Raw genomic sequence first — 24,879 nt, 5'->3', positions numbered from 1 at the left:
TCGACGAGATCGACGAGATCGACGGCGACGCGATCGAGGCGGACGATCTCGATACGACGGTCCATGTCGACGTCGCGACGGGCAGGATCAAGTTCCACTCGACCTGGGCGCTGACGGTCGATGCGCCGCCGGAATACGCTCGGCATGCGGTCGAACTGGCGCTCGACAGCGACACGATGGAGCGGTATGCAGCGCTCGACGACGGCACGCGGATGCGCGTGCACGCGATTTTGCACGACACGGTGCAGGCGATGCTCGACCGTGTGCCCGATACGGATGAGCGCCTGACGCTCACGATCGAAGTGACCGACGCGATGCTGGACACGGCAAGTCGCCTGCAGTAGCGGAGTGAGCGACGCCGTCCCACGGTTCGCGGGCGGCGGTCGCCGCTCGGACGGCATCGGCGCTCGCAGGCGGGAAATCCGCGTGCCGGGCGCGCCTCCTCGATGCCCTGCGCCGTCTCGATCGCCCTCGGGTCCTTGTCGAACGCGATGAGCCGCCCGCCCGGCGCGCGATCGTTCCCGGATGGCGGGCGCGCCGCGTGAGCGGAAACGGCACGCCGCTTGCTGCGAAACCGGCGCGGCACGACGTGTGCCGCGTCACTTAAGGAGGGCTTCATGAGCGGAAGACTGGTTCATTGCAAGGTGGCGATTCTCGCGGTCGACGGCTTCGAGGAAGCCGAACTCGTCGAACCGCAGCGCGCGCTTGCGGCCGAAGGCGCACAGGTCGACGTGATTTCGCAGAAGCCCGGCGAAATCCAGGGCTTCAGGCACGTCGACAAGGGCGCGCGCGTGAAGGTCGACCGCACGTTCGACGACGCGCGCGAGGGCGATTACGACGCGGTCGTGCTGCCCGGCGGCGTCGTGAACGGCGACGCGATCCGGATGGTGCCGGCCGCGCGCGAGTTCGTGACGGCGGCCGTCGGGGCCGGCAAGCCGATCGCGGCGATCTGCCATGGCGGCTGGCTGCTCGTGTCTTCCGGTCTCGTGGAAGGCCGCACGATGACGAGCTGGCCGAGCCTTCAGGACGATATCCGTCACGCGGGCGGCAAGTGGGTCGACCAGGAGGTCGTCCGTGACGGCCCGTTCATCACGAGCCGCAAGCCGGACGACCTGCCGGCCTTCAACGGCGCGCTGATCGATTCCCTGGCGCCTCGCGCGGCGTGAACCCCTGGGGGCCGCGCCATGCGTCGTGTCACGCTGACCGACGACTCGCCGACGTGCCGCGGCATTACAAATCGTTGAAAACATTGCACCGACAACCGGCGTGCGTCGAGCCCGCGAGCCCGACGCACGTGCGATTCACCGTGCGATCGCGACCGGTGAATTGACGGCGACGACGGCGGTGCCGTGCTCGAACGGCGGCGCATACACGAACCGGTCGATCACGCCGGCTTCGAACAGCAGGCAACAGGTCGATCCGCCGAACTGGAAGTAACCGATCTCGTCGCCCTTGTCGACGCGCTGGCCCGGCACGACGTCGATCACGCAGGACGACACGTCGCCCATGCCGACGAACACGGCGGCCACGGTGCCGATGCCGGGATCGTCGCAGGCCATCGCGACCACGGCGCGCGTCGCGACCGCCGTCATGTACCCCTGGGAGTCGTTCAGTCCGGCCGGGTCGGGGCCTTCCGCCTCGACGATCGAGTAGTAGGTGCCATGGACCCGGTACGCATGCGTGACGACCCCGCGCACCGGTGCGTGCCAGCGATGGTAGTTGTACGCGCTGAGATACGCCTGGTACAGGTCGCCGCCGACGAAGCGCTCGGCGAGCGACAGCCGGGCCGGCGTGAAGATGTCGCGCAGCGAATACGGCTGCGCCTTGATCCAGAACCGGTCGCGCAGCTTCACGTTCGATTCGACGTGGTACGGCGCGGCCTCGCACGCGCTGACGATCACGTGCGGATCGTCGGGCGCCGCGACGGGGCGCGCGCCGTCGCGAAAGCGCCGCGTGAAGAAGTCGTTCCACGAAGTGAAGCCGCCGTGCGGCTGGTCGTCGCGATACTGGAACTGCGATAGCCCGATGCGCTCGCGCGCCGCGTCGCAGAACCAGCCGTCGGGCGCCGACGTGTCGAGATGCCCGCGCGAATGCGGGCCGCCAAGGAAGCCGCACCACACGTTCAGCACGTTCTGCAGATGCGCGTTGACGGCGGCGTCGCGAAACAGCGCATGGCCCGACGGCATGCACATCGGCCAGTCGAGAAAGGCGTTGATCGGGCACACGATCAGGCTCGCGTCGCTGAACGGCGGCGTGTAGGTCATCAGGTGGTCCAGGATGGTCATCAGCTCGCCGCTCGACGTATAGCCGAGCCGGCGGCCCGATTCGACCGCTTCGTCGATCGCGCGGGCCAGGCTCATGCGCAGCACCGCGTGGTCGTCGAACAGCCGCGCGAGTTCCTGCACGGCCGGTGTGCGCAGCCGCTCGCCGGCATGTGCGCGGGCCTCTGCCGCGACTTTTTCGCGGAACGCGGCCATGTGCGCTTCTTCGCGGGCCATCCATTCGCCGAGACGCTGGCGCTCGGGCGGCGGCGGGTTGAGGTCGGTCGGCATCGTTGTCTCCGGGGCGATTGTCGGGAATCGATGCAAGGAGCAATCCGCCTGCCCGGTCGGGGGACCGATCTTGCGAATCGAGTGCGTACCCATGGCATGCCGCAAGCGCGACGAGCCGCTCCGGCATGCATTCGCGGATTGTTCTGTTTCACGCAACATGCTGATGTTGTCTGCCGACCTACTGCCGGATTCACGATGAACCTACGATGTGTCGCGCAGGCTGTCGCACAAGCACCAGGGTGAGCACGTCATGGGTGCGACTCATGGTTGAAGCGCGAGCCTTGAATCCGCGTCGACGATCGTGGCATGCACGGCATATCGCGTGTCAATCCGGTCGTGCGAAACATCACATCGAACTTCTCTCAGGATCCCGCCATGAGATTGGGTATTTTTCTGCGATCGAGTCTCTGCTCCACGGTACTTTTCGCAGCCGTGCCTACCGTTGCTTTTGCTGATCCGCTGGCTGTAACGGTTGACGATCTCGATCATGACGGCCAGTTCACGAATGCTCAGGTGTACAACGGATTCGGATGTCGTGGCGACAACGTCTCGCCTCGCATCTCGTGGGCACACGTTCCGGCTGGCACCAGAAGCATCGTCGTCACCCTGTACGATCCCGATGCCCCGACTGGCGGGCTCGGCTGGACGCATTGGGTAGTCGTCAATATCCCGCCTTCGGAAACGTCGATTCGGAAAGGGGCATCAGGAGATGTGCGGCTCATGCCGGTGGGCGCGCTCGAGACGCTGACCGATTTTGGCGAATCCAGGTACGGTGGGCCATGCCCGCCGCAAGGCGAATCTCATCGATATATCGTGACGGTATCCGCCTTGTCCATTCCGCGTGTCGACGTGAAACCGACGTCGAGTCCGGCGGTCGTTGCCTATCAGATGCACGGAAACATCGTTGGGCAGGCACGATATATCGCGACTTACCACCGATCGTCGAATTGACCGTGAGCGCCGGTTCGCTCGCGGCACGATGTTTCGTTTCAGGGGCCGCGGAGGAAAGCCTGACAGGCATTGGCCGAGCCCACCGCCACGATTCCAGGATCAATGAACTGCGATGGGTTTCCGGGTGATCCGGCCGGCGCACGGCATGCGGTTTGCCCTATCGCACCAGTACCGCCTTCACGCAGGCCGGGCCCAGCGGCTCGCCGTTGTCGGAGAACGCCCTGGCTGGGTAGACCCTGATAGCCATGCGTGGCCGCTCGAAAGCATCGAAGACCCACCGGCCATGTTCGCCGTAATGGGTGCGGCGACTGAACCCCATCGACTCCAGTGCCGCCGTGAATTGAGCGAAGGTGGGTTCACACGTCGTCAGCGGAGAAGCCTGCGTCCCGGGAATCGGATCAAATATCAGATCCACGCGCGGGCCGGTATCTCCGACCGTCACGCGCTGGATACTGAACGCCCAGTTGCCCGGCAAGCGTTGACCATAGCCGAACTGATCGTTGCCAATCGCGGTGGTCTGCACGCCGAAGATGCGGTGTACCGTTTCGGGCGTGATGTCGGTGACCTGGCCGCTTGCCTGAATCAGCGCCAGCATGCGTTGCAGCGCTTGCGTCGTGCTCAGGTCGGCTGGCGCATGGGATTCGATAGGCGATTTGCCTGCGGGGTCCGGCGTGGCCGCGTCCGCAGGCTGTCCGTACACGCTGCCAAACGGGAGGCAGACACTCAATGCCGCCATGACGATCCCCCGCGTGACGAACCTGCTGTCGGTGCGCCGGGCTGAACATTCGGAGAAGCTGCATCGGGGCGGCGTCATGCTGAATCCTCGTGGCGGGTGATGATGGTCGGTAAGGAAAGCGATTCGCACTCCAGATCGCCAACACGAGCGGACTGATTCGGTGCATGTGCGAGGAGGCTTCGCACCGGGAGAATCGTGCATGTCTTCATCCCGCGTGGCAATGAACATCGCTGGCGCGCCCGACGCACGCGGTTCTCAGCGTGCCGCGCGAGGGTAGCGGCTGTCGGTCAGGCAGGCGCGTAGCCAGCCGGTGTCTTCCGTGCCCAGTTCGGCTTCGGCATCCAGCTTGGGTAGGGCCGTTGGCGTCAAGGCCGGGCGGCCGGGATGGAGATTCCAGCCGGCGGCCGCCTTGCGCGGCTCATCCGCATCCGGACAGGGGCTACCGCCTTCGGAGCCGTCGCCGCACGCCGCAACGGTTTCCAGCCTGCCCTGGACGACGTTGCCGACCAGGCGCGTCTCGTAATAACCACCGCTCGCCCAATCGTCCTGCAGGGTGCAGATCCTGTCCTGGTTCTGATAGCGGCGTTCGCTGAAGCAGCCGTAGCTCAGTTGACCGTCGTGGGGCAGGAAGTCGCATCGGGTCTCGAATCCGGCGAACGGGCCACCCGTGAATTGCGTCAGAAAGGTGCGCTGCGCAAGAGCCGTTTCAAGCAGGCGCGGCGCGGCCTTGCCGTGTTCGCTCAAGGTCTCGGTGCGCTGGCGGATCGCCTGCAGCAGGCTCGCCCGCAGGGCCTTGGCATTCGGCGCGCCGGGAAAATCGACCGGATCCGCGAAACGCTTGTCACGTGCCGCGAGCCAGCGCTTCTGGCTGCGGACCAGCATCGCGCGCAGTTCGCTATCGTTGCCCGCTTGCTGCATGACGGCCGTATAGGCTTTGCCCATTTCCGCATCGGCGGCCTTGAGTTTTTCATCGGCACAGATCGTGTGCTCGACGCGGCTGCTGGCCTTCTGGCAGTCGATTGCATGTGCGGAAGCCGCGGTGAAGAGCAGGGCGACGCAGGCGGCGTGCTGGAGGGTGGGGTTCATGCTGGTTTCCGTGCCGATTCGGTTGTTCAACGCGTGGGTGAGGCCGTGCTTCAGATTGATGGCGGCCATGGCGATGGTCGGGGCATGCGCTCAACGCATGCCGAGCGAATCGTCCTGACCGGCATGCACGGCTCGTGCGAATGCCCTGGCGCCGAAGCGCGCCTGCTCAGGCGTCGGCGCGCTTGCACTTCATGCTCGCGATACGTTGGTCCGGCCGGGTGCGGTAGAACACGAAGTTCGTCGCCCCCGGGCCCTGGTTGCCGCCTTCTTCGTCGATGTAGGTCTCCGCAAACACCGGCACGGCGGCGTTGGCGATGCTGACCCGGAAGAACACGTTGTTTTGTGTGTTCGGCGCGGTGGTGCCGTAGTCGAGCGCGCATCGGCCGGCGATGCGCTTGACCGTGGCGCGGCGGCCGAGCTGGCGCAGCAGGATGTCCTGCGTGTCGTCGCTCGGGTAGAACTTGCGCAGCGCGATCGACAGGACCGCGGTCGCATTGCCGTTGAGGACGACGCCGACGTGGCCTTCGTTGTCCGTTTTGATGCCGGCGTCCTCGCCGACGTTGCCGTCCGGCACATCCACGTCGCCGAAGCCGGTGAGCAGCGTGCTGCCGCTACGGTAGTGCGTGGTCTCGGGGGAATGGCTGTCCGGATTGCCGAGCGGCTTCGCGTCGCGCCATTGCACGCCGGGCAGGTTGTCGAACGCCGGCCAGGTTGCGGGCTTCGCCGCGCCGAATACGCCCAGCAGCGTTTGCAACGGCGATGCCGGGGCCGTTTCCGGCACATGGGCGGCCGGCAACGACACCGCGGATGCGGGATCCGCCGTGGGGCTGGCGGGCGGCATGGCGCGCTTGCACGCGCTTAGGCCGATCAGCAGGACGCCGGCGGATAGCGCATGCCACTTCAAGGGATGGCGCACATGTATGTGCCTGTCGCCGGCATTGCAGGCGTGTATCAACCGCCGAATAACACTTTTATGAAACGTGTTCATTTCCCAAATATTAGGAACGGAAAATATATCGAGAAGTAGAAACACGGCGATCGTTGTGCGCGCGCCGATTGCATCGGTCTTGCTGATCGCGATTCTAGTCAAAGTAGATCGACTAGTATACATTCATCATATCGTTGTTCTCGCGTCGTCAAGCTGTGGCCGGATGCGAAGCGGTGCAGGGGCGCCGCGTGTGGCTCGGGCAGGAGTTTCACCATGACACGGACAGCCAGTATCGATGAGATCGCCCGCAGCCTGAACGGGTTGGAGCCACCCTGGCTGCCCGCCTATGACATGCGGGCCTATGCGGAAAAGGTGGATTCGGAATGCGGATATAGCTCGGAAATGATGGTCGCCCTCGAGATCAATACGAGCATGTTCGAGGAAGTCGTTGCGTACGTGCATTTGTGCGGCGCGTTCGCATCGCTGCATCCATCCGCTGCGCGGCAGTACGAATGCGTGCGCAACGACTCGGCCGAAATCGACGATGTGCTCGCACACCATGCGACCGGCGCATGCCCGACGTACACGGGATTGCTGGCGTCGTTCGTCGATCGGGGCATCGTCGTGCGACGTGCGCCAGGTTGATGTTTTGCCCCAGTAACGGCTTCGTGCCGCTTTCCTTTTTGACTGCGACGCATCGCGTTCGCAGTCGCGATCAGGACCCAGCTCAAGATGATCACACCTTCCGGACGCCCTGCCATGCAGACAAGCGCCATCAAGAAAGCCGCCGCTTTGTTCGCCTGGGTCAACCGGGCGACCGCCGACCGGTCGCATCAATGCGCGTCGGCGGTTTGCGCGACAGCCGGGCTATTGCTCGTCGCCAGCGTGTTGTCGGGGTGTGCGCCGCTATCGGCGTCCGTGCCGGCCGATCCTCAACAACAGGCTCTCGCAGAGCAGCGGAATGCGAATGCGTTGTATAGCCGGAAAGTATTGGCATACAAGCCGATGTTCGAGAATCCTGGCGGCTATGGTCGAGCGCAGATACTGGATGCGTACGAGGCAGTTCTCCAGCAGTACGCCGTCGCGGCAATCGTGTATGCCCGCATCATCTATCCCGACGCGCGACAGACGCTTCCGCCCGCCCTGCAGCCATTGCCGGCGCCGTCGGGGCCGGTCACGCTGGCGGTCGTCAATCGCGACTACGAACAGGTGCTCGGCATGAGCGCTGCGTTGTGGGAAATGGATATGGCGGCGAACTTCGGCCGGCCGTCGAAATTGCCGATACCGAAATACACCGGCCCTGTGCTGATCATGCCGCCGTTGCCGCCGTTTCCGCCGCTGCAGGATGTTCGCGATCCGAAGTTTGCGCGGCTCGTGATGATGACGAAGAAAGTGGACGACGCGCAGAAGGCGGATCTGGCACGAGAGCACGCCGCGATCGAGCAACAATATGCGGAGCAGGCTGCGTGGCGGGCTCGACACCCGATGGGGCAGTATGACCACATCGACCCGAGAACCGGACTGCCGTATGCGCCCCCGCCGCAGGAGACGCAGCGATGGTGCATGATGGGCGGCGGCCGGGTGCCTTGCTGAAACCGCTGCGCGCAACGGTCATGACGGCATCCGTTGCCGACGTGGGGCCGTCTGCTTCAAAACCGGTACTTGTGTCGGCCTGCGTGACGCTGTTCGCGGGCGGCGTATCGGTCGCGCATCCTGGTCAACCGGTATCCGGCAGCGGGCACCCATGCCCGACAGGCTGAAAGGAGCGGTGCTGGCGGGCGGTGCTAAGATGCCGCCCTGTAGTCAGGAGATGCATGAATGCGCGCGAGCAAACGCCAGCAGGTGGTCGACAAGGCAGGTGAGCTGTTTTCCGTCCATGGCTTTCATCCGGTCGGCATCGACCGGATCATCGCCGAAGCGGACGTTGCCCGCATGACGCTCTACCATCACTTCGCCGGCAAGGACGATCTGATCAAGGCCGTGCTGGAGCAGCGCTACACCTTCATCATGGAGAGCATCGCCGCGACGCTCGACCCCATGCCGCACGCCGCTGCGCGCCTGAAAGGGATTTTCGACTGGTACGGCACCTGGTTCCGCAGCCCGGCGTTCGCGGGCTGCCTGTTCGAGCGTGCGCTGGCCGAGTTCGGCGCGACCTGCCCCAAGGTGACCGACGTGGCGGTGCGCTACCGGGACGACTTGCTGGCCCTCATGGAGCAACTGCTCGCCGAGATCGTTCCGCGTCGCCGGGCACGTCAGCTGGCAGGCGTGTACGTGATGTTACTGAGCGGGGCGACCGCGGACGCGCGTGCGATCGGGGATCCGCAGGCTGCCGCACGGGCCTGGCAGGCGGCGGAAACGTTGCTGAACGAGTCCAAGGTCGCAGCGGAAAGCATGCGTAAAGCCCGCAGCCGTCGTGCTTGATCGTTGGGGGCCCTGTTTAGCCTTGGCGCAACGTCGGCCGTAGCGAGTACGAACACGGGCCGACGCTGTCACGCATGCGGTGAATGCGGTGCCGGGTACGCCCGGCATCCATGCCGATCGGTTCCTCAAGCACGCGCCGTGATTTCTTCGCTGCGTTTTACCGAAGGCAACGCAAGAAGGCAGGCGCGCGCCGCGGCCGCCTCATCGATTGAGCACGGAACTGGCCAGCGTTGCCGCGAACGTCAGCAATACCAGCGACGAGCACCGCAGCACGATGGAAGCCAGTCGACCCTCCGAGCGGTTCATGACCAACAGCCGCCCCGACCGGGACCATATCAGTCCGATCGGAATCAGGGTGATCAGAAATACACCGGTCGACATCAAGAAAATGTCGAGCGACCTGAACGCCGCCTCCGGAAAAATGGCGCTCGAGAACAACAAGGCCTTGGGGTTCATCAAGGTCGCAACGAACAGCCCCCGGAACCCCAGCGGCGGCGAGTCGGTGGCGTCAAAGTCGGCGCCTTTGAACCACATGTTCACGGCGAGGTAGAAGATGAACGTGGCGCTGAGCAACTTGACGCAACTGACGATCCACGGATATTGCGTCGCCAGCGACCACAGAAAAAATCCCCATACGGTGATGGCGATCACATAGCCTGACGCCTCCGCCGCGACCAGCCTGCACGCACCACGCAGATTCAGCTTGAGCCCGGCAGACAACAGCAGCGTGTTGGTCGGCCCGGGGACCAGCAGCACAAGGGCCGCGTAGAACGACATTTTCAGCATGGGACTCAATGTCAACATGGGCTAACCTCGTTTTTCCAACGATGGGCTCGGTGCAAGTGTCGATGACTGGCGACGCGTGATTCGGTAGGGGGTGTCGGAAGGCGAGTGGCAGGCAAGGCGGCGGTGTCGGCACCCATCATCGTCAGGGGCAAGTCGCTTCACGGAATACCTGCCGGCTAATCATAAATCGTGAAAAGTGTCACTGACAACTCTTGTTCCTCGCGTTTGATATTCCGTAACTCCGCGAGCGATTGCTTCGTCCGTTCATCATCTTATATGAATCCTGGGCATGATTTATCCGGTTCAAAATCAATATATGAGAACCTGGAATTGTCATTGCTATTGGTCCGTAAATTTGAAGGTTCCAGGTCGAACTTACCGCGATAAATATATTCACGTATTAATGACGTAATTTTTGCGGGGTCGTGTTCCAGGACGGGATGTGGGGCCAGCGATGCGTCTGCAGGGCAGTGCGAAAAGCAGGGATAATTTAATGGCCATGCATTAACCATTGAATTGATGACAAATATAGTATCCAGTGTGAAGTGTTTTTCATGTTGGCGTGCGTCGTATTCAGTATTTGGATCGCGCGATGAAATATTGAATAAGGAAAATAAAAATACTGTCAAATATGCCAGTTTAATTTAATTAATCGACGGCCTATTCTAAATGCGGATCAATTGAGCACCCTCGCAGAAGTCCATTCGGGTTTTAAATCCTATGGGAAGCGCGTCATGAGCAATCCGATCAAGCATATCGTCATCGTGGGCGGCGGCACCGCGGGCTGGATGTCGGCCTCGTACCTCGTCCGGGCACTCCAGCAGCAGGCGAGCATTACGCTCATCGAGTCCGAGGCGATTCCCCGGATCGGCGTGGGCGAGGCGACCATCCCCAATTTGCAGAAGGTGTTCTTCGACTTCCTCGGGATACCGGAGCGGGAGTGGATGCCCCAGGTGAACGGCGCGTTCAAGTCCGCCATCAAGTTCGTGAACTGGCGGAAGTCGCCCGACCGCTCGCGCGACGACCACTTCTACCATTTGTTCGGCAGCGTGCCGAATTGCGACGGCGTGCCGCTGACCCATTACTGGCTGCGCAAGCGCGAACAGGGCTTCCAGCAGCCGATGGCGTACGCCTGCTACGCGCAGCCCGAGGCGCTCGACGCCAAGCTGGCGCCGTGCCTGCTCGACGGCACCCGCCAGATGCCCCATGCGTGGCACTTCGACGCGCACCTGGTGGCCGATTTCCTGAAGCGCTGGGCCGTCGGGCGCGGGGTGAAACGCGTGGTCGACGAGGTCGTGGAGGTTCACCTGAACGAGCGCGGCGATATCGCCAGCCTGTCCACCAAGGAGGGTCGGACGCTGGAGGCGGACCTGTTCATCGACTGCTCCGGCATGCGGGGGCTCCTGATCAACCATGCGCTGAAAGAGCCTTTCATCGACATGTCCGACTACCTGCTGTGCGACAGCGCGGTCGCCAGCGCGGTGCCCAACGACGATGCGCGCGTGGGGATCGAACCGTACACCTCCGCGATCGCGATGAACTCGGGGTGGACCTGGAAGATTCCGATGCTGGGCCGGTTCGGCAGCGGCTACGTGTTCTCGAGCAAGTTCACGTCGCGCGACCAGGCCACCGCCGACTTCCTCAAACTCTGGGGCCTCTCGGACCAGCAGCCGCTCAACCAGATCAAGTTCCGGGTCGGGCGCAACGGGCGGGCGTGGGTCAACAACTGCGTCGCGATCGGGCTGTCGTCGTGCTTCCTGGAGCCGCTGGAATCGACGGGGATCTACTTCATCTACGCGGCGCTTTACCAGCTTGTGAAGCATTTCCCCGACACGTCGTTCGATCCGCGGTTGAGAGACGCGTTCAACGCCGAGATCGTCTACATGTTCGACGACTGCCGGGATTTCGTCCAGGCGCACTATTTCACCGCGTCGCGGGACGACACACCGTTCTGGCTCGCGAACCGGCACGACCTGCGGCTCTCGGACGCCATCAAGGACAAGGTCGAACGCTACAAGGCGGGGCTGCCGCTGACCACCACGTCGTTCGACGACGCTACGTACTACGAAACGTTCGACTACGAATTCAAGAATTTCTGGCTGAACGGCAACTACTACTGCATCTTTGCCGGCCTCGGGCTGCTGCCCGACCGGTCGCTGCCGCTCTTGCAGCACCGGCCGGCGTCGGTCGACAAGGCCGACGCGATGTTCGCCCGCATCCGGCGCGAGGCCGAGCGTCTGCGGGCCAGCCTGCCGACGAACTACGACTACCTGCGGTCGCTGCGCGACGGCGACGCAGGGCGGGCGCGCAGCCGGCCCGGGCCGGTCGCGGCGCCGGAGACCCTGTAGTGGAGCGCGTCCTGCGCCGGGCGCGCGCATTCGCGGCCACGCACGCCGCGGTGGCGGCCTGTGATCCGCTGCGCGCGCGGGCGCTCGTGCTGCAGCTGCCGGCCCTGAATCGCAAGCGGGACGTGCCCGGCATCATCGGCCTGTTGCGCGAGTTCCTGCCGGCGCGCGGCGTGCCGTCCGGCTGGGGCTTCGTCGAAGCCGCCGCCGCGATGCGGGACATCGGGTTCTTCCTGGGGTCGCTGAAGCGGCACGGACACGAGCCCGTGGACGCGGTGCCCGGGCTCGAGCCGGTGCTGCTCGACCTCGCGCGTGTGACCGACCTGCCGCCGCGCGAGACGCTCCTGCATGTGACGGTCTGGAACCCGGCGACGGCCGACGCGCAGCGGAGTTACACCGGGCTCGGCGACGAAGCGCACCTGCTCGAGAGCGTGCGCATCTCGATGGCGTCGCTCGAGGCGGCCATCGCGTTGACCGTCGAGCTGTCCGACGTGCCGCTGCGGGCGCCTGCGTTCGAGGAAGGGTGCGTCGAGCTGGCGGCCCATCTTCAGAAAATGGTCGAATCGATCGTCTACGCGTACCGCTTCATCTCGCCGCAAGTCTTCTACGACGAGCTTCGCCCGTTCTACGAACCGATTCGGGTCGGCGGCCGGAGCTACCTCGGCCCCGGCGCCGTGGAAATGCCCCTCTTCGTGCTGGAGCACGTGTTGTGGGGCTCGCAATCGGAGCACCCGGCTTATCGGGAATTCAAGGAGACGTACCTGCCCTATGTGCTTCCCGCGTTCAGGGCGATCTACGCCCGGTTCGCCGGCAGGCAGGCGCTCGTCGACCGCGTGCTCGGCGAGGCGCAAGCGGCCCGCGAGCGGGGCGAGCCCGTCGAGGCAGGGCTCGCGGCCCTCGAGCGGATCTTCGAGATCCTGCTGCACTTCCGCGCGCCGCACCTCAAATTGGCGGAGCGGACCTACGCAGCCGGGCAAACCGGCCCCACGATCGGCAGCGGCGGGTACGCGCCCAGCATGCTCGGCGATCTGCTCACGCTCACGCGCGACGCGCGGTCCCGCCTCCATGCCGCGCTCGCCGAGCCCTGATACCTGACGCCTGACGTGCTTGGCCATGTGTTCCATCTCACCCGGAGAGCTTGCCCCCATGACTCAGAAGAGCACTGCAAACGAGCGCGATAACCCCCACTTCGACGTGATCATCCTCGGCTCGGGCATGTCCGGCACCCAGATGGGAGCCATCCTGGCCAAACAAAAGTTTCGTGTCCTGATCATCGAGGAATCGTCGCACCCGCGGTTCACGATCGGCGAATCGTCGATCCCCGAGACGTCCCTGATGAACCGCATCATCGCCGATCGCTACGGCATTCCGGAGCTGGACCACATCACGTCGTTCTATGCGACGCAGCGTTACGTCGCGTCGAGCACGGGCATCAAGCGCAACTTCGGCTTCGTGTTCCACAAGCCCGGCGAGGAGCACGATCCGAAGGAGTTCACGCAGTGCGTCATTCCCGAGCTGCCGTGGGGGCCGGAGAGCCACTATTACCGGCAGGACGTCGACGCCTATCTGCTGCAGGCGGCCATCAAATACGGCTGCACGGTCCGCCAGAAGACGAGCGTGACCGACTACCACGCGGACAAGGACGGCGTCGCGGTGGCCACCGCCCAGGGCGAACGGTTCACGGGCCGGTACATGATCGACTGCGGGGGGCCCCGCGCGCCGCTCGCGACCAAGTTCAATCTCCGCGAGGAGCCGTGCCGCTTCAAGACGCACTCGCGCAGCCTCTACACGCACATGCTCGGGGTCAAGCCGTTCGACGACATCTTCAAGGTCAAGGGGCAGCGCTGGCGCTGGCACGAGGGGACCTTGCACCACATGTTCGAGGGCGGCTGGCTCTGGGTGATTCCGTTCAACAACCACGCGCGGTCGACCAACAACCTGGTGAGCGTCGGCCTGCAGCTCGACCCGCGTATCTACCCGAAAACGGATATCCCCGCGCAGCAGGAGTTCGATGAATTCCTCGCGCGGTTCCCGAGCATCGCGGCGCAGTTCCGCGATGCCGTGCCGGTGCGCGACTGGGTCAAGACCGATCGCCTGCAGTTCTCGTCGCGCGCGTGCGTCGGCGACCGCTACTGCCTGATGCTGCACGCGAACGGATTCATCGACCCGCTCTTCTCCCGGGGGCTCGAGAACACTGCGGTGACCATTCACGCGCTCGCGGCGCGCCTCATCAAGGCGCTGCGCGACGACGACTTCTCCCCCGAGCGCTTCGAGTACATCGAGCGCCTGCAGCAGAAGCTGCTGGACCACAACGACGATTTCGTCAGCTGCTGCTACACGGCGTTCTCGGACTTCCGCCTGTGGGACGCGTTCCACAGGTTGTGGGCGGTCGGCACGATCCTCGGGCAGTTCCGGCTCGTGCAGGCCCACGCGAGGTTCCGCGCGTCGCGCAACGAGCGTGACCTCGATCACCTCGACGACAACGCGCCGTATCTCGGCTTCCTGTGCGCGGACATGGAGGGGTACTACCAGTTGTTCAACGACGCCAAGGCCGAGGTCGAAGCCGTGAGCGCCGGGCGCAAGACGGCCGGGGAGGCCGCCGCGCGGATTCACGTCCTCATCAACGAACGGGAATTCGCGAAACCGATGTTCGGCTTCGGGTACTGCATCACCGGGGCCAGGCCGCAGCTCAACAACTCGAAGTACAGCCTGCTGCCGGCGATGAAGCTGCTGCACTGGACGCAGACGAGCGCGCCGGCCGAGGTGAAAAAGTACTTCGACTACAACCCGATGTTCGCGCTGCTCAGGGCGTACGTCACCACCCGCATCGGCCTGGCGCTGAAGTAGCCGGCCGACACTGCCACGACGACATGGACGACGTTCAATTTCAATTGCATCCAGCGGATGCCCGGGAGCAACCGTCGGGAGCGTACGACGCGACCACGCGCGTGGCCGCGAGCTGGTACGTCGCGATGCGCTCGGACGCCCTCAAGGACAAGCCGCTGGAACTGACGCTCTTCGGCCGGCCGTGCGTGGCGTGGCGCGGCGCGACGGGGCGGGCCGTGGTGATGGACCGCCATTGCTCGCACCTCGGCGCGAACCTGGCCGACGGGCAGGTCAGGGACGGGTGCATCCAGTGCCCGTTTCACCACTGGCGGTACGACGAACAGGGCCAGTGCGTTCACATTCCCGGCCACAACCAGGCGGTGCACCGGCTGGAGCCCGTCCCGCGCGGGGCGCGCCAGCCGACGTTCGTCACCGCCGAGCGATACGGCTACGTGTGGGTCTGGTACGGCTCTCCGCAGCCGCTGCACCCGCTGCCCGACATCGCCGCGGCCGACGTCGACAACGGCGACTTCATGCACCTGCACTTCGCGTTCGAGACGACGACGGCGGTGCTGCGGATCGTCGAGAACTTCTACGACGCGCAGCACGCGCACCCGGTCCATGCGCTGCCGATCTCGGCCTTCGAGCTCAAGCTCTGCGACGACTGGCGCCCGTGGCCGGAGGTCGAGCCGCTGGCCCGGGCGGGCGCGTGGTTCGGTGCCGGGATCGACTTCACCGTGAACCGCTACTTCGGGCCCCTCGGCATGCTGTCGCGCGCGCTCGGCCTGAACATGTCGCAGATGAACCTGCACTTCGACGGCTACCCCGGCGGGTGCGTCATGACCGTCGCGCTGGACGGGGACGCCAAATACAAGCTGCTCCAGTGCGTGACGCCGGTGAGCGACGGCAAGAACGTCATGCACATGCTCATCTCGATCAGGAAGGCGGGCGGCCCCCTGCGCCGCGCGATCGACTACGTGCTGTTCGGGCTGCAGACCCGGCAGGCCGCGGGGTACGACGTCAAGATCTGGAACGGGATGAAGCCCGACGGCGGCGGCGCGTACAGCAAGTACGACAAGCTCGTGCTCAAGTACCGTGCGTTCTACCGGGGCTGGGTCGACCGCGTCGCCGCAGGTGAGCGGCCAGGCGCGAGTCGGCGGCCTTAGTCGATGCCGGCCCCGCTCGGCGAGCCGGCATCGACCACGCATCAATACGTGAGACCGAATCCGAACGGGTACAACGGATGCGCGGTATCGTGCGGCACGTCTTCCTGCTGCGCCGCGACTTCCGCCATCGACGACGGCAGCTCGAACGGCAGCTTCCCTTTCGGTTGGCCTTTCCCGGTCAGCACGTCGAACAGCGCGGCATCGGTCACGCCGAAATTGGCGAGGATCGCGGTGGCCTTGTCCTGCACGTTGGTCAGGATGGCCGGGCGATCCATGTACACCGAGACGATCGACTTCGGCGCAAGCGCGGCCTGCTTGATGGCTTCGTAGTCCGCACTGCCGTCGACGAACGCCAGACTGCCTTCATGCTGCATCGAGCCGAACATGTAGTTCGGGTGCAGCGTCTGATAGGGCGTGCTCACGCGGAGAATCGCAACGTCCGCGGCTTGCGGCGTATCGACGACCTGGTAGCCGTATTGCCGGGCGACGGCGGGATCGATGCCGTACAGCCAGACTTTCTTGCCCGACGCCGTCATCGGCAGCAGCTTGCCGTTGTTCTGCAGCAGCACCATCGAGCGGCGCTGCGCATCGAGTGCCTGGGCCTGGAAGCCGGCGTTTCCGACGATCTTGCCGGCCGCGTCCGCATCGACATACGGATGGTCGAACAGGCCTTGCTGGAATTTCTGCAGCAGGACGCGATACGCTGATTCCGACAAGCGCGCTTCCGACAACTGCCCGCGGTTGACGGCGTCGATGAGGTCGCCCGGATCGTCGTCCCCGCCGAACTGGTCGATGCCGGCGTTGACCGCACGCGTGAAACGCTGCACACGGGTCGCGCCCTCCATCCCCCAGGGCATGCCCAGTCCGACGAACGACGGCGCCCCCGACGACACGCCGTTGATGCAGTTCGCGTCGCAGTCGTCGGCGATCAGCCAGTCGGACACGATCACGCCCTTGAAGCCGTATTTCCCGCGCAGCAGGTCGGTCAGCAACGCCTTGTCGTAAGCGCCGCCGACGGGCTCCAGCGTGATGCCGTCGACCGTCACCGTCATGTCCGGTTCGGAATAGGTCGGCATGACCGAGCCGACGTTGGCGGCGAAGGCGCCTTCGAACGGCTTCAGGTGATAGGCGAAATTGTTGCCCGGATAGGTCGCATGGCGGCCGTAGTAATTGTGGCTGTCGAAGCCGAGTTTCTGCGCGCCGTATCCGGCCCAGTGCTTGACGACGGCGATGACGCTATTGGCCTGGATGCCGTTGCTGCCGCCCTGGAAGCCTTCGATATAGGCCTGGACCTGCGAGCGGGCGAGATCGGCGTCCTCGCCGAACGTGCCGTTGATGCGGGCCCAGCGCGGTTCGGTCGCGAGATCGGCTTGCGGCGAAAGCGCTTCGGTGATGCCGACGGCGCGATACTCCTGGCGCGCGATATCGCCGAAGTTGCGCGTGAGTGCCGCGTCGCCGATCGCGGCGAAGCCGAGCGTTTCCGGCCATTGCGAGAACCCGCTGCTGCCTGCGCTGGCGCCGAGCGTGTACTGGAAATGATTGCGCGGGTCGGAGCTGATCGTCACCGGGATGCCGAGCCGCGACTGCTCGGCCAGCGTCTGGATCTGGTTGGCCTGGTCGGCCATGGTGTGCGCATCGGCACTCATGCGCGTGATGTAGGTGTTGACGCCCCGCTGATCGATGAGCGTCTTGAGCGCCGCCAGGTCGTAAGCGGAGCCGGTGCCCGCACCGGTCGTGTCGTTCAGCACGGGCGCGGTGCCGTGCATCATCAGGCCGGCCTTCTCGGCCAGCGTGAGGCGGCCGACCAGGTCGCGTGCCCGCACTTCGGCACTCAGCCGCCAGTCTTCGTACGGTTCGAGCTGGCCGCTCTTGTCCATGTCCTTGAACTTCAGGCCGTCCCGGGTGATCAGGTTCAACGTCGTGTAGCCGAAGTCCTGCTGCGTGACAGGCGGGGAAGAGGAGTCGACGCCGCCGCAGGCAAACAGCCCCAGGGTGAGCGCGGTGCCCGACGCGGCCCATGCCGATCGGTGAATGGCTGATCTCGTGATGCGTTGCATGCTTGTCTCCTGAGTCGGATTTTTATGGTGCGGCCGTGATGCATGACGCATGGCCGCCGGCCACTTTACCGAGCTGTTTCAGGGGACGTTTTGCCGCCGGGTGCAGTTTTTGCCCCGATGGGGCGCGATGTGTCAGGTGGCGTGGGGCGTCGCGGTTTCAGGGCGGGCAGGCGCGCCGCTCGACGCGCCCTTGCGTTCGTCCGCGATCCAGCCGCCGAACAGCTGGATCTTCTGCTGCTGTTCCGCGCCGTCCGGATACACGAAGTAGTAGCCCATTCCCGTCGGCAACGAGATGTCGAACGGCATCACCAGCCGGTGCGCCGCCACGCTTTCGTCCGAGAGCGTCTGGTCGCCGATCGCGACGCCGTAGCCGTCGATCGCCGCGTGCGTCGCGAGATCCAGCGTTTCGAAGCTCAAGCCGCGCGTCGAGTCGACGTGCGGCGCGCCCGCATGGTCGAGCCACCGCTTCCAGTCCCGATGATCGCGCGTCGGATGCAGCAGTGTGTGACCGGCCAGGTCGTCGAGACGCGCGAGCGGCTGCCGCGCCGGCAGGCTCGGGGCACAAACCGGCGTGAGCCGTTCCTCGAACAGCGGGATCGCATGCGTGTCGGGGCCGGCGCCGGCCGCGTAGATCACCGCGGCGTCGAACGGCTCCATGCGGAAGTCGACCTGATGATCCCAGGTGGTGGTGATCTGCACCTGCAGTTCGGGATGCTCGGCCTGGAACCGCATGATGCGCGGCAGCATCCACTGCATCATGCAGGTCGGCACCTTCAGTGCGAGTTCCGTCCGCCGGCGCGACAGGCGCATCGACACCTCCTCGATGCGCGCGAAGCTTTCGCGCACGGTCGGCAACAGGAGTTCGCCTTCGGCCGTCAGCGTCAGCCCCTTGGGCGTGCGCTTGAACAGCGCGAACTGATAGAAGCTCTCGAGCGCGAGGATCTGTCGGCTCACGGCCCCCTGGGTCAGGCACAGGTGCTCGGCGGCGCGCGTGAAGCTGCCGTGACGGGCAACGATGTCGAACACCTGCAGCGCGTTGAGAGAGGGAAGTCGTTTCATCGGGAGAGTCGGGGTTCAACGGGCGCGCGACGGCGCGCCACGGGTTCGCTCAGTGCAGGATCTTCGCGAGGAAGTCCTTCGCGCGTTCCGATTTCGGATTCGAGAAGAAATCATCCTTGCGGTCGTCCTCGACGATCGCGCCCTGGTCCATGAAGATCACGCGATGGGCGACCTTCTTCGCGAAGCCCATCTCGTGCGTGACGACCATCATCGTCATCCCTTCCTGCGCGAGTTCGACCATCACGTCGAGCACTTCGTTGATCATCTCCGGGTCGAGCGCGGACGTCGGCTCGTCGAACAGCATCGCGATCGGATCCATCGACAACGCACGCGCGATCGCGACACGCTGCTGCTGGCCGCCCGACAGCTGGCCCGGGAACTTGTGCGCATGCGCCTTCAGGCCGACGCGATCGAGCAGCTTCATGCCCTTCTCGTTCGCCTCGTCCTTGCCGCGGCCGAGCACCTTGACCTGCGCGAGCGTCAGGTTCTCGGTGATCGACAGGTGCGGGAACAGCTCGAAATGCTGGAACACCATCCCGACCTTCGAGCGCAGCTTCGACAGGTTCGTCTTCCTGTCGCCGACCGACTGGCCGTTCACGAGGATCCCGCCCTGCTGGAACGGCTCGAGGCCGTTCACGGTCTTGATCAGCGTGGATTTACCCGAGCCCGACGGGCCGCACACGACGACCACTTCGCCTTTCCTGACCTCGGTCGTGCAGTCGGTGAGAACCTGAAACGGGCCGTACCACTTCGAAACGTTGCTGATGGAAATCATGGAAGCTCCTGGATCGTAATGACGCGCACGCGGCGCCGGTTCAGCGTGCCTTCGCGACGCGATAGCGATGTTCGAGCGCGCGGGCATACCACGTCAGCGGGAAGCACATCGCGAAGTAGAGCAGCGCGACCATCGCGTAGATCGGAAACGGCTTGAATACCGCGTTGGTGATGATGTTGCCCGTCTTGGTCAGTTCGGTCAGCCCGATGATCGACGTCAGCGCGGTGCTCTTGACGGCCTGCACGAGGAAGCCGACGGTCGGCGGCAGCGCGATCTTCCACGCCTGCGGCCACACCACGTAGCGCAGTTGCTGGGTCCACGTCATGCCGAGGCTGGCGGCCGCGTGCCACTGGCCGCGCGGGACCGCGTCGACGCAGCCGCGCCAGATGTCGGTCAGGTACGCGCTGGCGTTCAGCGTCAGCACGACCGACGCGGCCACCCACGGCGTCACGTCGATGCCGACGAGCGGCAGCCCGAAGAAGCCGAGGAACAGCTGCATCAGCAACGGCGTGCCTTGAAACACCTCGACGTACAGGATCACGAAGCGACGCAGCGCGGCCGACGCCGAGACGCGCATCGCCAGCAGCGCGAACCCGGCGACGCTGCCGCCGACGAACGTGATCAGCGACAGCAGCAGGGTCCAGCGCGCGGCGAGCAGCAGGTTCCACGCAATATCCTGGAAGGTGAATTCGATCATCGTGCACGCTCCGTGGGAAGGCGGGTTTCGGGAGAGCGGCTGCGCCACGTGAAGCGCGCCAACCGGGCGCGCCGAGGCGCGGCCGCCGCGCCGCGCTGGGTGCGGCCCGAGAACAGCCGCCGGCCGACGCGGTTGAGCAGCATGCGCAGCGCGATCGACAGCAGTAGGTAGATCGCGGTCACGACGATGTAGATCTCGAACGCACGGAAATTGCGCGACTGGATGAAGTTCGCCGCATAGGTCAGGTCGGGCACCGAGATCTGCGAGACGACCGCGGAGCCGAGCATCACGATCAGCACCTGTCCGAGCAGCGCGGGGTACACGTTCGCGAGCGCCTGCGGCAGCACGACGTGACCGAACACCTGCCGGCCGTGCAGCCCGAGCGCGCGCGCCGCCTGCACCTGCCCGTGCGGCACCGATTCGATGCCGGCGCGCAGGATCTCGACCGCGTACGCGCCGAGGTTGACCGTCATCGCCAGCACGGCCGCCTGCGCTTCGTCGATGTGCACGCCGATCCCGGGCAGCCCGAAGAAGATGAAGAACAGCTGGACCAGGAACGGTGTATTGCGGATCAGCTCGACGTAGGCCGCGACGAGCGCACGCGCCCAGCGCGGGCCCGCGAGCGCGACCCATGCGCCGGTGGTGCCGATCAGGCCGCCCAGCACGGTGGCGGCCGCGGTGAGGCCGAGCGTCACGCCGATGCCGCGCGCGAGCATGCCGGCGTAGAGGCCGAAATCGCTGAAGTCGAACACGTAGGTCATCGCGATGCCTTTCGTCGTGAATGCGGGGCGGGGGCGGCGCGCATCACAGGTCGGCCGGCAACGCCGCGTGCAGCCACTTCTGCGACAACGCATTCAGCGTGCCGCTCTTGCGGGCGCCGGCGATCGCATCGTTGACCTTCTGCATCAGGCGCGGCTCGTTCTTGTTCAGGCCGACGTGATCAGGCGAGCTGAACAGCGAGAACTTCTGCTCCGGATCGATCGACGGATGGCGCGCGATGATCGTCGCGCCGACGTCGTTGCCGACCACGAGCAGTTGCGCCTGTCCCGACAGGAACGCCGCGATCGCGCCGTTCGGGTCGTCGAAGCGCTTGATCGTCGCGCTCGGCGGCGCGACCTTGCTCACGCTGAGATCCTCGAGCGTGCCGCGCGCGACCGCGACCGATTTGCCGGCGAGATCGGCATTGCCTTTCACGGCCAGCGATTTCGGGCCGAACACGGCGAGGTAGTACGGTGCATACGCGTTCGAGAAGTCGATCACCTTCGCGCGTTCCGGCGTCTGCCCGACCGACAGCAGCATGTCGGTCTTGCGGTCGGCGAGATAGGCCATCCGGTTGTCGCCGGTGACCTGCACGAGTTCGACTTTCGCGTTGAGTGCGCGGCCGATCAGGTTCGCCATGTCGATGTCGTAGCCTTGCGGCTTCATGTCCGGGCCGATCGAGCCGAACGGCGGGTAGTCCTCGAACACGCCGATGCGCACGACGCCCGATTTCGCGATCGTGTCGAGCGCGTCGGCATGCGCGAGCGGCGCGAACGCGGCAAGGGCCGCGGTGCCGGCGCAGGCGCAGAGGAGGACGGTACGGGCGAGCAGGCGCTGCACGTGGCGGGGGGCTTGGGACGTTGCGTTCATGGTGAGATCCTCGTTGCTGGGCTGGACTGCGCGGGAGAAAGAAAGGGCATCAGGCGCCGCGGGCGGCGATGAGCTTGCAGGCATGGGCGGGCAGTTCCGCGAGCACCGGCATGCCGACGTGGAGGTCGGGCGTCTCGCGGGGCGTCGTCGCGGCCGTCAGCGTGAAGCCGCGGCAGTCGATCGTCGCTTCGATCGACGCGCCGACGTCGCGCACGAACGTGATCGTGCCCGCCAGCGTATTCGGAGCCGCAGTCGGCTGGCCGGGGCGCACGCAGACGTCCTCGGGACGAATCAGCAGGCGCACCGCATCGGTCGCGCGCGGCGCATCCGGCATGCGCCGGATCGCGAGACGCTGGCCGCCCGGCAGCACGATGGCGTCGTCGCCGTCGCACGCGACCGGCAGGATGTTGCCGAGGCCGATGAAGTCCGCGACGAATTCGTTGACCGGATCGCGATAGATGTCGAGCGGCCGGCCGACCTGCTGGATCCGGCCTTGCTCCATCACGACGATCTCGTCGGCCATCGTCATTGCTTCGCGCTGGTCGTGCGTGACCATGATCGTCGTGATGCCGAGCCGTTGCTGGAGCAGCCGGATCTCGACCTGCATCGCCTCGCGCAGCTTCGCGTCGAGTGCCGACAACGGTTCGTCGAGCAGCAGCAGGCGCGGCGACGATGCGATCGCGCGCGCGATCGCGACGCGCTGGCGCTGGCCGCCCGACAGTTGCGTGACGAGTCGGTCGGCCATGTGCGGCAACTGGATCAGCTCGAGCAGCTCGGCCACGCGGCGTGCCTGCGCGGCCTTGTCCGTCTTGCGCAGCCGCAGCGGATACGCGATGTTCTGCGCGACCGTCATGTGCGGAAACAGCGCGAGCGACTGGAACACCATGCCGAAGTCGCGGCGGTTGGCGGGTACATGCGTGAGGTCGCGGCCGGCGAACGTCAGCGTGCCGGAGGTCGGCGTTTCGAGGCCGGCGATGATCCGCATCAGCGTGGTCTTGCCGCAGCCGGACGGGCCGAGAAAGCAGACGAGCTTGCCGTCCGGCACCGACAGGTCGACGTGATCGACCGCATACGCGTGATGGAAGCGCTTCGTCACGTTCTGGAGGATGAGCTGGGTCATGAGGGTTCCTTGCACGGGCGAGGGCGGAGCGATGCGCGCGTCAGAGCGCGACACCCTTGTCGCCGACGAGTTTTTCGAGCATCCAGATCAGCGCGAAGTCGATCGCGACGGTGAACACGGCGAAGCAGAACACGGTCGGGTCGAGCGACGAGACGGTGCGGCTGTAGAGCCAGACCGGCAGCGTCATCGTGTCGATGCTGTACAGGAAGAACGTCACCGTGAATTCGTTGAACGACACGATGAAGGCGAACAGCATGCCGGCGAGGATGCCGGGCCGCATCAGCGGCAGCACGACGTCGACGAGCGCGCGGCGCGGGCTCGCGCCCATCAGGCACGCGGCTTCCTCGAAATCGGGGCCGATCGACGCGACCGACGCCGCGCAGTTCTTCACCGTGAACGGCAGCGTCAGGATCACGTGCGCGACGACGAGCCGCACGATGCCGAGTTCGACCGGCAGCGCGTTGAACACGATCAGCAGCGCGAGGCCGAGCATCACGAGCGGATAGACGATCGGCAACGCGACGAGCTGCTCGACGAGCGTCCTGCCGCGAAAGCGGTAGCGGGACAGCGCGTAAGCCGCGGGCACCGACACGGCGGTCGCGATCAGCATCGTCGCGACCGCGACGACGAGGCTCGTCGTCAACGCGGCGCCCATCGACTGGGCGCTGCCCGCATCGGACGACACGAACGTCTGCCACGCGGCGCGATACCAGTGCAGGCTGAATTCGCGCGGCGGGAATTCGAGCGTGCCCGAGGCGCCGAACGACATCGTGATCATCGTCAGGATCGGCAGCGCCGCGAGCAGCAGCACGAGCGTCGCGAGCCCGCCGGTCACGCGTCCGAGGCGGCCGGGCATGGGCGCGCGCAGGCGCAGGGCATTCATCGGTTCACCTCGTCGGCGCGTTGGAGGGTGCGCACGAGGCGCTGCGAAACCGCCATCACGACGAGCGTCGCGCCCATCAGCACGACGCCGGATGCCGACGCGGCGGGCCAGTTGAGCAGCGGTGCGACCTGGTCGTGCACGAGCACGGCGAGCATCGGCACGCGCCGGCCGCCGAGCAGCAGCGGCACCGCGAACGCGCTGGCGTTGTACGCGAACACGAGCAGCGCGCCGGAGACGAGGCCGGGCATCGCGAGCGGCAAGGTCACGTGCCGCAGCGTCTGCCAGCGGCTCGCGCCGAGCGTCGCGGCGGCTTCGTCGTACGCGCGGGACACCGCGCGCAGCGCGCTCGACAGCGGCAGCACGGCGAGCGGGAACGCGGTCTGGATCAGGCCGAGCAGCACGCCGTGCTCGCGGTACAGCAGCTGCAGCGGCCGCCCGATCACGCCGCCGGCCAGCAGCGCGCGGTTGAGCAACCCGGCCGGGCCGAGCATCACGAGCCAGCCATAGCCTTGCAGCAGCAGGTTCACGAGCAGCGGTAACAGCACGCCGGCGAGCAGCAACCGGCGCGCGAGCCGCGATTCGGTCCGCGCCATCGCGAGCGCCACCGGGATCGCCAGCAGCACCGCGCACACCATGCTCTGGAACGCGAGGCGCAGCGTGAGCCACAACGACGTCGTGAAGTACGGGTCCGCGAGGTCGAGGTAGTTCTGCAGCGTGAAGGTCCGCCATTCGTCGCCGGACACGATGTTCTCGCCCGTCGGCAGCGCATGCACGGACGTCGCCGCGCTCCCCGCAAGCAGTGTCGCCGCCGCGACGACGCGCGCGCGCATCGCCGACTTGCCGTGCCGGCGTACCCGTTCGC

General features: G+C 65.6%; 24 protein-coding genes. 10 read left to right on the top strand and 14 right to left on the bottom strand.

What is annotated here, in order from left to right; all coding sequences use genetic code 11:
- Nucleotides 1-8: 8 nt before the first annotated feature.
- Nucleotides 9-344: a DUF3022 domain-containing protein gene (locus tag G3N96_RS29560; protein WP_206139386.1), complete on the top strand. Its 336-nt coding sequence runs from the start codon at nucleotides 9-11 to the stop codon at nucleotides 342-344.
- A 273-nt stretch (nucleotides 345-617) separates the two neighbouring features.
- Nucleotides 618-1,166: a type 1 glutamine amidotransferase domain-containing protein gene (locus tag G3N96_RS29555; protein ID WP_124579681.1), complete on the top strand. Its 549-nt coding sequence runs from the start codon at nucleotides 618-620 to the stop codon at nucleotides 1,164-1,166.
- 135 nt (nucleotides 1,167-1,301) lie between these two features.
- On the opposite strand, the gene G3N96_RS29550 is transcribed toward G3N96_RS29555, so the two are convergent.
- Nucleotides 1,302-2,552, bottom strand: coding sequence for a phosphatidylserine decarboxylase family protein (locus tag G3N96_RS29550; protein WP_206139384.1), 1,251 nt, complete (start codon nucleotides 2,550-2,552; stop codon nucleotides 1,302-1,304).
- Between the two features lie 375 nt (nucleotides 2,553-2,927).
- Here G3N96_RS29550 and G3N96_RS29545 point away from each other — a divergent pair, with 375 nt between their 5' ends.
- Nucleotides 2,928-3,503, top strand: a complete 576-nt coding sequence (locus tag G3N96_RS29545) for a YbhB/YbcL family Raf kinase inhibitor-like protein (protein ID WP_206139383.1) — start codon at nucleotides 2,928-2,930, stop codon at nucleotides 3,501-3,503.
- 157 nt (nucleotides 3,504-3,660) lie between these two features.
- Here G3N96_RS29545 and G3N96_RS29540 read toward each other — a convergent pair whose 3' ends face one another.
- The 3 genes from G3N96_RS29540 to G3N96_RS29530 all read right to left on the bottom strand — a co-directional run bounded on the left by G3N96_RS29540 (nucleotide 3,661) and on the right by G3N96_RS29530 (nucleotide 6,415).
- A complete protein-coding gene (locus tag G3N96_RS29540; protein ID WP_206139382.1) occupies nucleotides 3,661-4,317 on the bottom strand; it encodes a hypothetical protein in 657 nt (218 codons plus the stop codon).
- Between the two features lie 177 nt (nucleotides 4,318-4,494).
- The gene (locus G3N96_RS29535) at nucleotides 4,495-5,394 is read right to left on the bottom strand and encodes a lysozyme inhibitor LprI family protein (RefSeq protein WP_206139381.1); all 900 of its coding nucleotides are present in this window, start codon (nucleotides 5,392-5,394) and stop codon (nucleotides 4,495-4,497) included.
- A gap of 97 nt (nucleotides 5,395-5,491) precedes the next feature.
- Complete coding sequence (locus tag G3N96_RS29530) at nucleotides 5,492-6,415, bottom strand: hypothetical protein (protein WP_206139380.1); 924 nt, start codon at nucleotides 6,413-6,415, stop codon at nucleotides 5,492-5,494.
- A 111-nt stretch (nucleotides 6,416-6,526) separates the two neighbouring features.
- Between G3N96_RS29530 and G3N96_RS29525 the strand changes: the two genes are divergently transcribed.
- The 3 genes from G3N96_RS29525 to G3N96_RS29515 all read left to right on the top strand — a co-directional run bounded on the left by G3N96_RS29525 (nucleotide 6,527) and on the right by G3N96_RS29515 (nucleotide 8,674).
- Entirely contained in the window at nucleotides 6,527-6,898 is a 372-nt protein-coding gene (locus G3N96_RS29525; protein WP_206139379.1) for a hypothetical protein, read from the top strand.
- 87 nt (nucleotides 6,899-6,985) lie between these two features.
- Nucleotides 6,986-7,846 (top strand): hypothetical protein, encoded by an 861-nt coding sequence (locus tag G3N96_RS29520; protein ID WP_206139378.1) that lies wholly within the window; start codon nucleotides 6,986-6,988, stop codon nucleotides 7,844-7,846.
- Between the two features lie 225 nt (nucleotides 7,847-8,071).
- Entirely contained in the window at nucleotides 8,072-8,674 is a 603-nt protein-coding gene (locus G3N96_RS29515) for a TetR/AcrR family transcriptional regulator (RefSeq protein WP_124579668.1), read from the top strand.
- Nucleotides 8,675-8,875: 201 nt separating this feature from the next.
- On the opposite strand, the gene G3N96_RS29510 is transcribed toward G3N96_RS29515, so the two are convergent.
- Nucleotides 8,876-9,478 carry a LysE family transporter gene (locus G3N96_RS29510; RefSeq protein WP_124579666.1) on the bottom strand — a complete coding sequence of 201 codons (603 nt, stop codon included), beginning with the start codon at nucleotides 9,476-9,478 and terminating at the stop codon, nucleotides 8,876-8,878.
- A 716-nt stretch (nucleotides 9,479-10,194) separates the two neighbouring features.
- Here G3N96_RS29510 and G3N96_RS29505 point away from each other — a divergent pair.
- From G3N96_RS29505 to G3N96_RS29490, 4 genes are read left to right on the top strand one after another with little or no spacing between them, the layout of a single operon-like run.
- Nucleotides 10,195-11,808, top strand: coding sequence for a tryptophan halogenase family protein (locus G3N96_RS29505; RefSeq protein ID WP_206139377.1), 1,614 nt, complete (start codon nucleotides 10,195-10,197; stop codon nucleotides 11,806-11,808).
- A complete protein-coding gene (locus G3N96_RS29500) occupies nucleotides 11,808-12,893 on the top strand; it encodes a monodechloroaminopyrrolnitrin synthase PrnB family protein (protein WP_206139376.1) in 1,086 nt (361 codons plus the stop codon). The genes G3N96_RS29505 and G3N96_RS29500 overlap by 1 nt, the downstream gene beginning before the upstream one ends.
- 58 nt (nucleotides 12,894-12,951) lie before the next feature.
- Nucleotides 12,952-14,652: a tryptophan 7-halogenase gene (locus G3N96_RS29495; RefSeq protein WP_124579660.1), complete on the top strand. Its 1,701-nt coding sequence runs from the start codon at nucleotides 12,952-12,954 to the stop codon at nucleotides 14,650-14,652.
- A gap of 23 nt (nucleotides 14,653-14,675) precedes the next feature.
- On the top strand, nucleotides 14,676-15,797 hold the full coding sequence (locus G3N96_RS29490) for a Rieske 2Fe-2S domain-containing protein (protein WP_206139375.1): 1,122 nt from the start codon (nucleotides 14,676-14,678) through the stop codon (nucleotides 15,795-15,797).
- Between the two features lie 41 nt (nucleotides 15,798-15,838).
- Here the strand turns inward: G3N96_RS29490 and G3N96_RS29485 are convergent, their stop codons facing one another.
- From G3N96_RS29485 to G3N96_RS29445, 9 genes are all read right to left on the bottom strand, one after another.
- Nucleotides 15,839-17,854: a glycoside hydrolase family 3 N-terminal domain-containing protein gene (locus tag G3N96_RS29485; RefSeq protein WP_206139374.1), complete on the bottom strand. Its 2,016-nt coding sequence runs from the start codon at nucleotides 17,852-17,854 to the stop codon at nucleotides 15,839-15,841.
- 132 nt (nucleotides 17,855-17,986) lie between these two features.
- Nucleotides 17,987-18,913: a LysR substrate-binding domain-containing protein gene (locus tag G3N96_RS29480; RefSeq protein ID WP_206139373.1), complete on the bottom strand. Its 927-nt coding sequence runs from the start codon at nucleotides 18,911-18,913 to the stop codon at nucleotides 17,987-17,989.
- Between the two features lie 49 nt (nucleotides 18,914-18,962).
- Nucleotides 18,963-19,688: an amino acid ABC transporter ATP-binding protein gene (locus tag G3N96_RS29475; RefSeq protein ID WP_206139372.1), complete on the bottom strand. Its 726-nt coding sequence runs from the start codon at nucleotides 19,686-19,688 to the stop codon at nucleotides 18,963-18,965.
- A 40-nt stretch (nucleotides 19,689-19,728) separates the two neighbouring features.
- Nucleotides 19,729-20,385: an amino acid ABC transporter permease gene (locus G3N96_RS29470; RefSeq protein ID WP_124579649.1), complete on the bottom strand. Its 657-nt coding sequence runs from the start codon at nucleotides 20,383-20,385 to the stop codon at nucleotides 19,729-19,731.
- Nucleotides 20,382-21,146: an amino acid ABC transporter permease gene (locus tag G3N96_RS29465; RefSeq protein WP_206139371.1), complete on the bottom strand. Its 765-nt coding sequence runs from the start codon at nucleotides 21,144-21,146 to the stop codon at nucleotides 20,382-20,384. The genes G3N96_RS29470 and G3N96_RS29465 overlap by 4 nt, the downstream gene beginning before the upstream one ends.
- A gap of 43 nt (nucleotides 21,147-21,189) precedes the next feature.
- Nucleotides 21,190-22,014 (bottom strand): transporter substrate-binding domain-containing protein, encoded by an 825-nt coding sequence (locus G3N96_RS29460; protein ID WP_206139370.1) that lies wholly within the window; start codon nucleotides 22,012-22,014, stop codon nucleotides 21,190-21,192.
- A gap of 49 nt (nucleotides 22,015-22,063) precedes the next feature.
- Nucleotides 22,064-23,134: an ABC transporter ATP-binding protein gene (locus G3N96_RS29455; RefSeq protein WP_206139369.1), complete on the bottom strand. Its 1,071-nt coding sequence runs from the start codon at nucleotides 23,132-23,134 to the stop codon at nucleotides 22,064-22,066.
- Nucleotides 23,135-23,174: 40 nt separating this feature from the next.
- Nucleotides 23,175-24,017: an ABC transporter permease gene (locus G3N96_RS29450; protein ID WP_124579643.1), complete on the bottom strand. Its 843-nt coding sequence runs from the start codon at nucleotides 24,015-24,017 to the stop codon at nucleotides 23,175-23,177.
- Nucleotides 24,014-24,847 carry an ABC transporter permease gene (locus G3N96_RS29445; RefSeq protein ID WP_206139385.1) on the bottom strand — a complete coding sequence of 278 codons (834 nt, stop codon included), beginning with the start codon at nucleotides 24,845-24,847 and terminating at the stop codon, nucleotides 24,014-24,016. Before G3N96_RS29445 ends, G3N96_RS29450 begins: the two co-directional genes overlap by 4 nt.
- Nucleotides 24,848-24,879 lie beyond the last annotated feature (32 nt).

This window comes from Burkholderia sp. Se-20373, from assembly GCF_017104705.1.
In the GTDB taxonomy this organism is placed as follows: Bacteria; Pseudomonadota; Gammaproteobacteria; order Burkholderiales; family Burkholderiaceae; genus Burkholderia.
Note: the sequence above shows the minus strand (reverse complement) of the source record. Positions and strands in the feature narration are given on the sequence as shown.

What these genes read in the sequence shown, in the direction of transcription:
- G3N96_RS29555 (WP_124579681.1), top strand. Translation starts at nt 618, where the DNA reads ATGAGCGGAAGACTGGTTCATTGCAAGGTGGCGATTCTCGCGGTCGAC.
- G3N96_RS29550 (WP_206139384.1), bottom strand. Translation starts at nt 2,552, where the DNA reads ATGCCGACCGACCTCAACCCGCCGCCGCCCGAGCGCCAGCGTCTCGGC.
- G3N96_RS29545 (WP_206139383.1), top strand. Translation starts at nt 2,928, where the DNA reads ATGAGATTGGGTATTTTTCTGCGATCGAGTCTCTGCTCCACGGTACTT.
- G3N96_RS29540 (WP_206139382.1), bottom strand. Translation starts at nt 4,317, where the DNA reads ATGACGCCGCCCCGATGCAGCTTCTCCGAATGTTCAGCCCGGCGCACC.
- G3N96_RS29535 (WP_206139381.1), bottom strand. Translation starts at nt 5,394, where the DNA reads ATGGCCGCCATCAATCTGAAGCACGGCCTCACCCACGCGTTGAACAAC.
- G3N96_RS29525 (WP_206139379.1), top strand. Translation starts at nt 6,527, where the DNA reads ATGACACGGACAGCCAGTATCGATGAGATCGCCCGCAGCCTGAACGGG.
- G3N96_RS29520 (WP_206139378.1), top strand. Translation starts at nt 6,986, where the DNA reads ATGATCACACCTTCCGGACGCCCTGCCATGCAGACAAGCGCCATCAAG.
- G3N96_RS29515 (WP_124579668.1), top strand. Translation starts at nt 8,072, where the DNA reads ATGCGCGCGAGCAAACGCCAGCAGGTGGTCGACAAGGCAGGTGAGCTG.
- G3N96_RS29510 (WP_124579666.1), bottom strand. Translation starts at nt 9,478, where the DNA reads ATGTTGACATTGAGTCCCATGCTGAAAATGTCGTTCTACGCGGCCCTT.
- G3N96_RS29505 (WP_206139377.1), top strand. Translation starts at nt 10,195, where the DNA reads ATGAGCAATCCGATCAAGCATATCGTCATCGTGGGCGGCGGCACCGCG.
- G3N96_RS29495 (WP_124579660.1), top strand. Translation starts at nt 12,952, where the DNA reads ATGACTCAGAAGAGCACTGCAAACGAGCGCGATAACCCCCACTTCGAC.
- G3N96_RS29490 (WP_206139375.1), top strand. Translation starts at nt 14,676, where the DNA reads ATGGACGACGTTCAATTTCAATTGCATCCAGCGGATGCCCGGGAGCAA.
- G3N96_RS29485 (WP_206139374.1), bottom strand. Translation starts at nt 17,854, where the DNA reads ATGCAACGCATCACGAGATCAGCCATTCACCGATCGGCATGGGCCGCG.
- G3N96_RS29480 (WP_206139373.1), bottom strand. Translation starts at nt 18,913, where the DNA reads ATGAAACGACTTCCCTCTCTCAACGCGCTGCAGGTGTTCGACATCGTT.
- G3N96_RS29475 (WP_206139372.1), bottom strand. Translation starts at nt 19,688, where the DNA reads ATGATTTCCATCAGCAACGTTTCGAAGTGGTACGGCCCGTTTCAGGTT.
- G3N96_RS29470 (WP_124579649.1), bottom strand. Translation starts at nt 20,385, where the DNA reads ATGATCGAATTCACCTTCCAGGATATTGCGTGGAACCTGCTGCTCGCC.
- G3N96_RS29465 (WP_206139371.1), bottom strand. Translation starts at nt 21,146, where the DNA reads ATGACCTACGTGTTCGACTTCAGCGATTTCGGCCTCTACGCCGGCATG.
- G3N96_RS29460 (WP_206139370.1), bottom strand. Translation starts at nt 22,014, where the DNA reads ATGAACGCAACGTCCCAAGCCCCCCGCCACGTGCAGCGCCTGCTCGCC.
- G3N96_RS29455 (WP_206139369.1), bottom strand. Translation starts at nt 23,134, where the DNA reads ATGACCCAGCTCATCCTCCAGAACGTGACGAAGCGCTTCCATCACGCG.
- G3N96_RS29450 (WP_124579643.1), bottom strand. Translation starts at nt 24,017, where the DNA reads ATGAATGCCCTGCGCCTGCGCGCGCCCATGCCCGGCCGCCTCGGACGC.
- G3N96_RS29445 (WP_206139385.1), bottom strand. Translation starts at nt 24,847, where the DNA reads ATGCGCGCGCGCGTCGTCGCGGCGGCGACACTGCTTGCGGGGAGCGCG.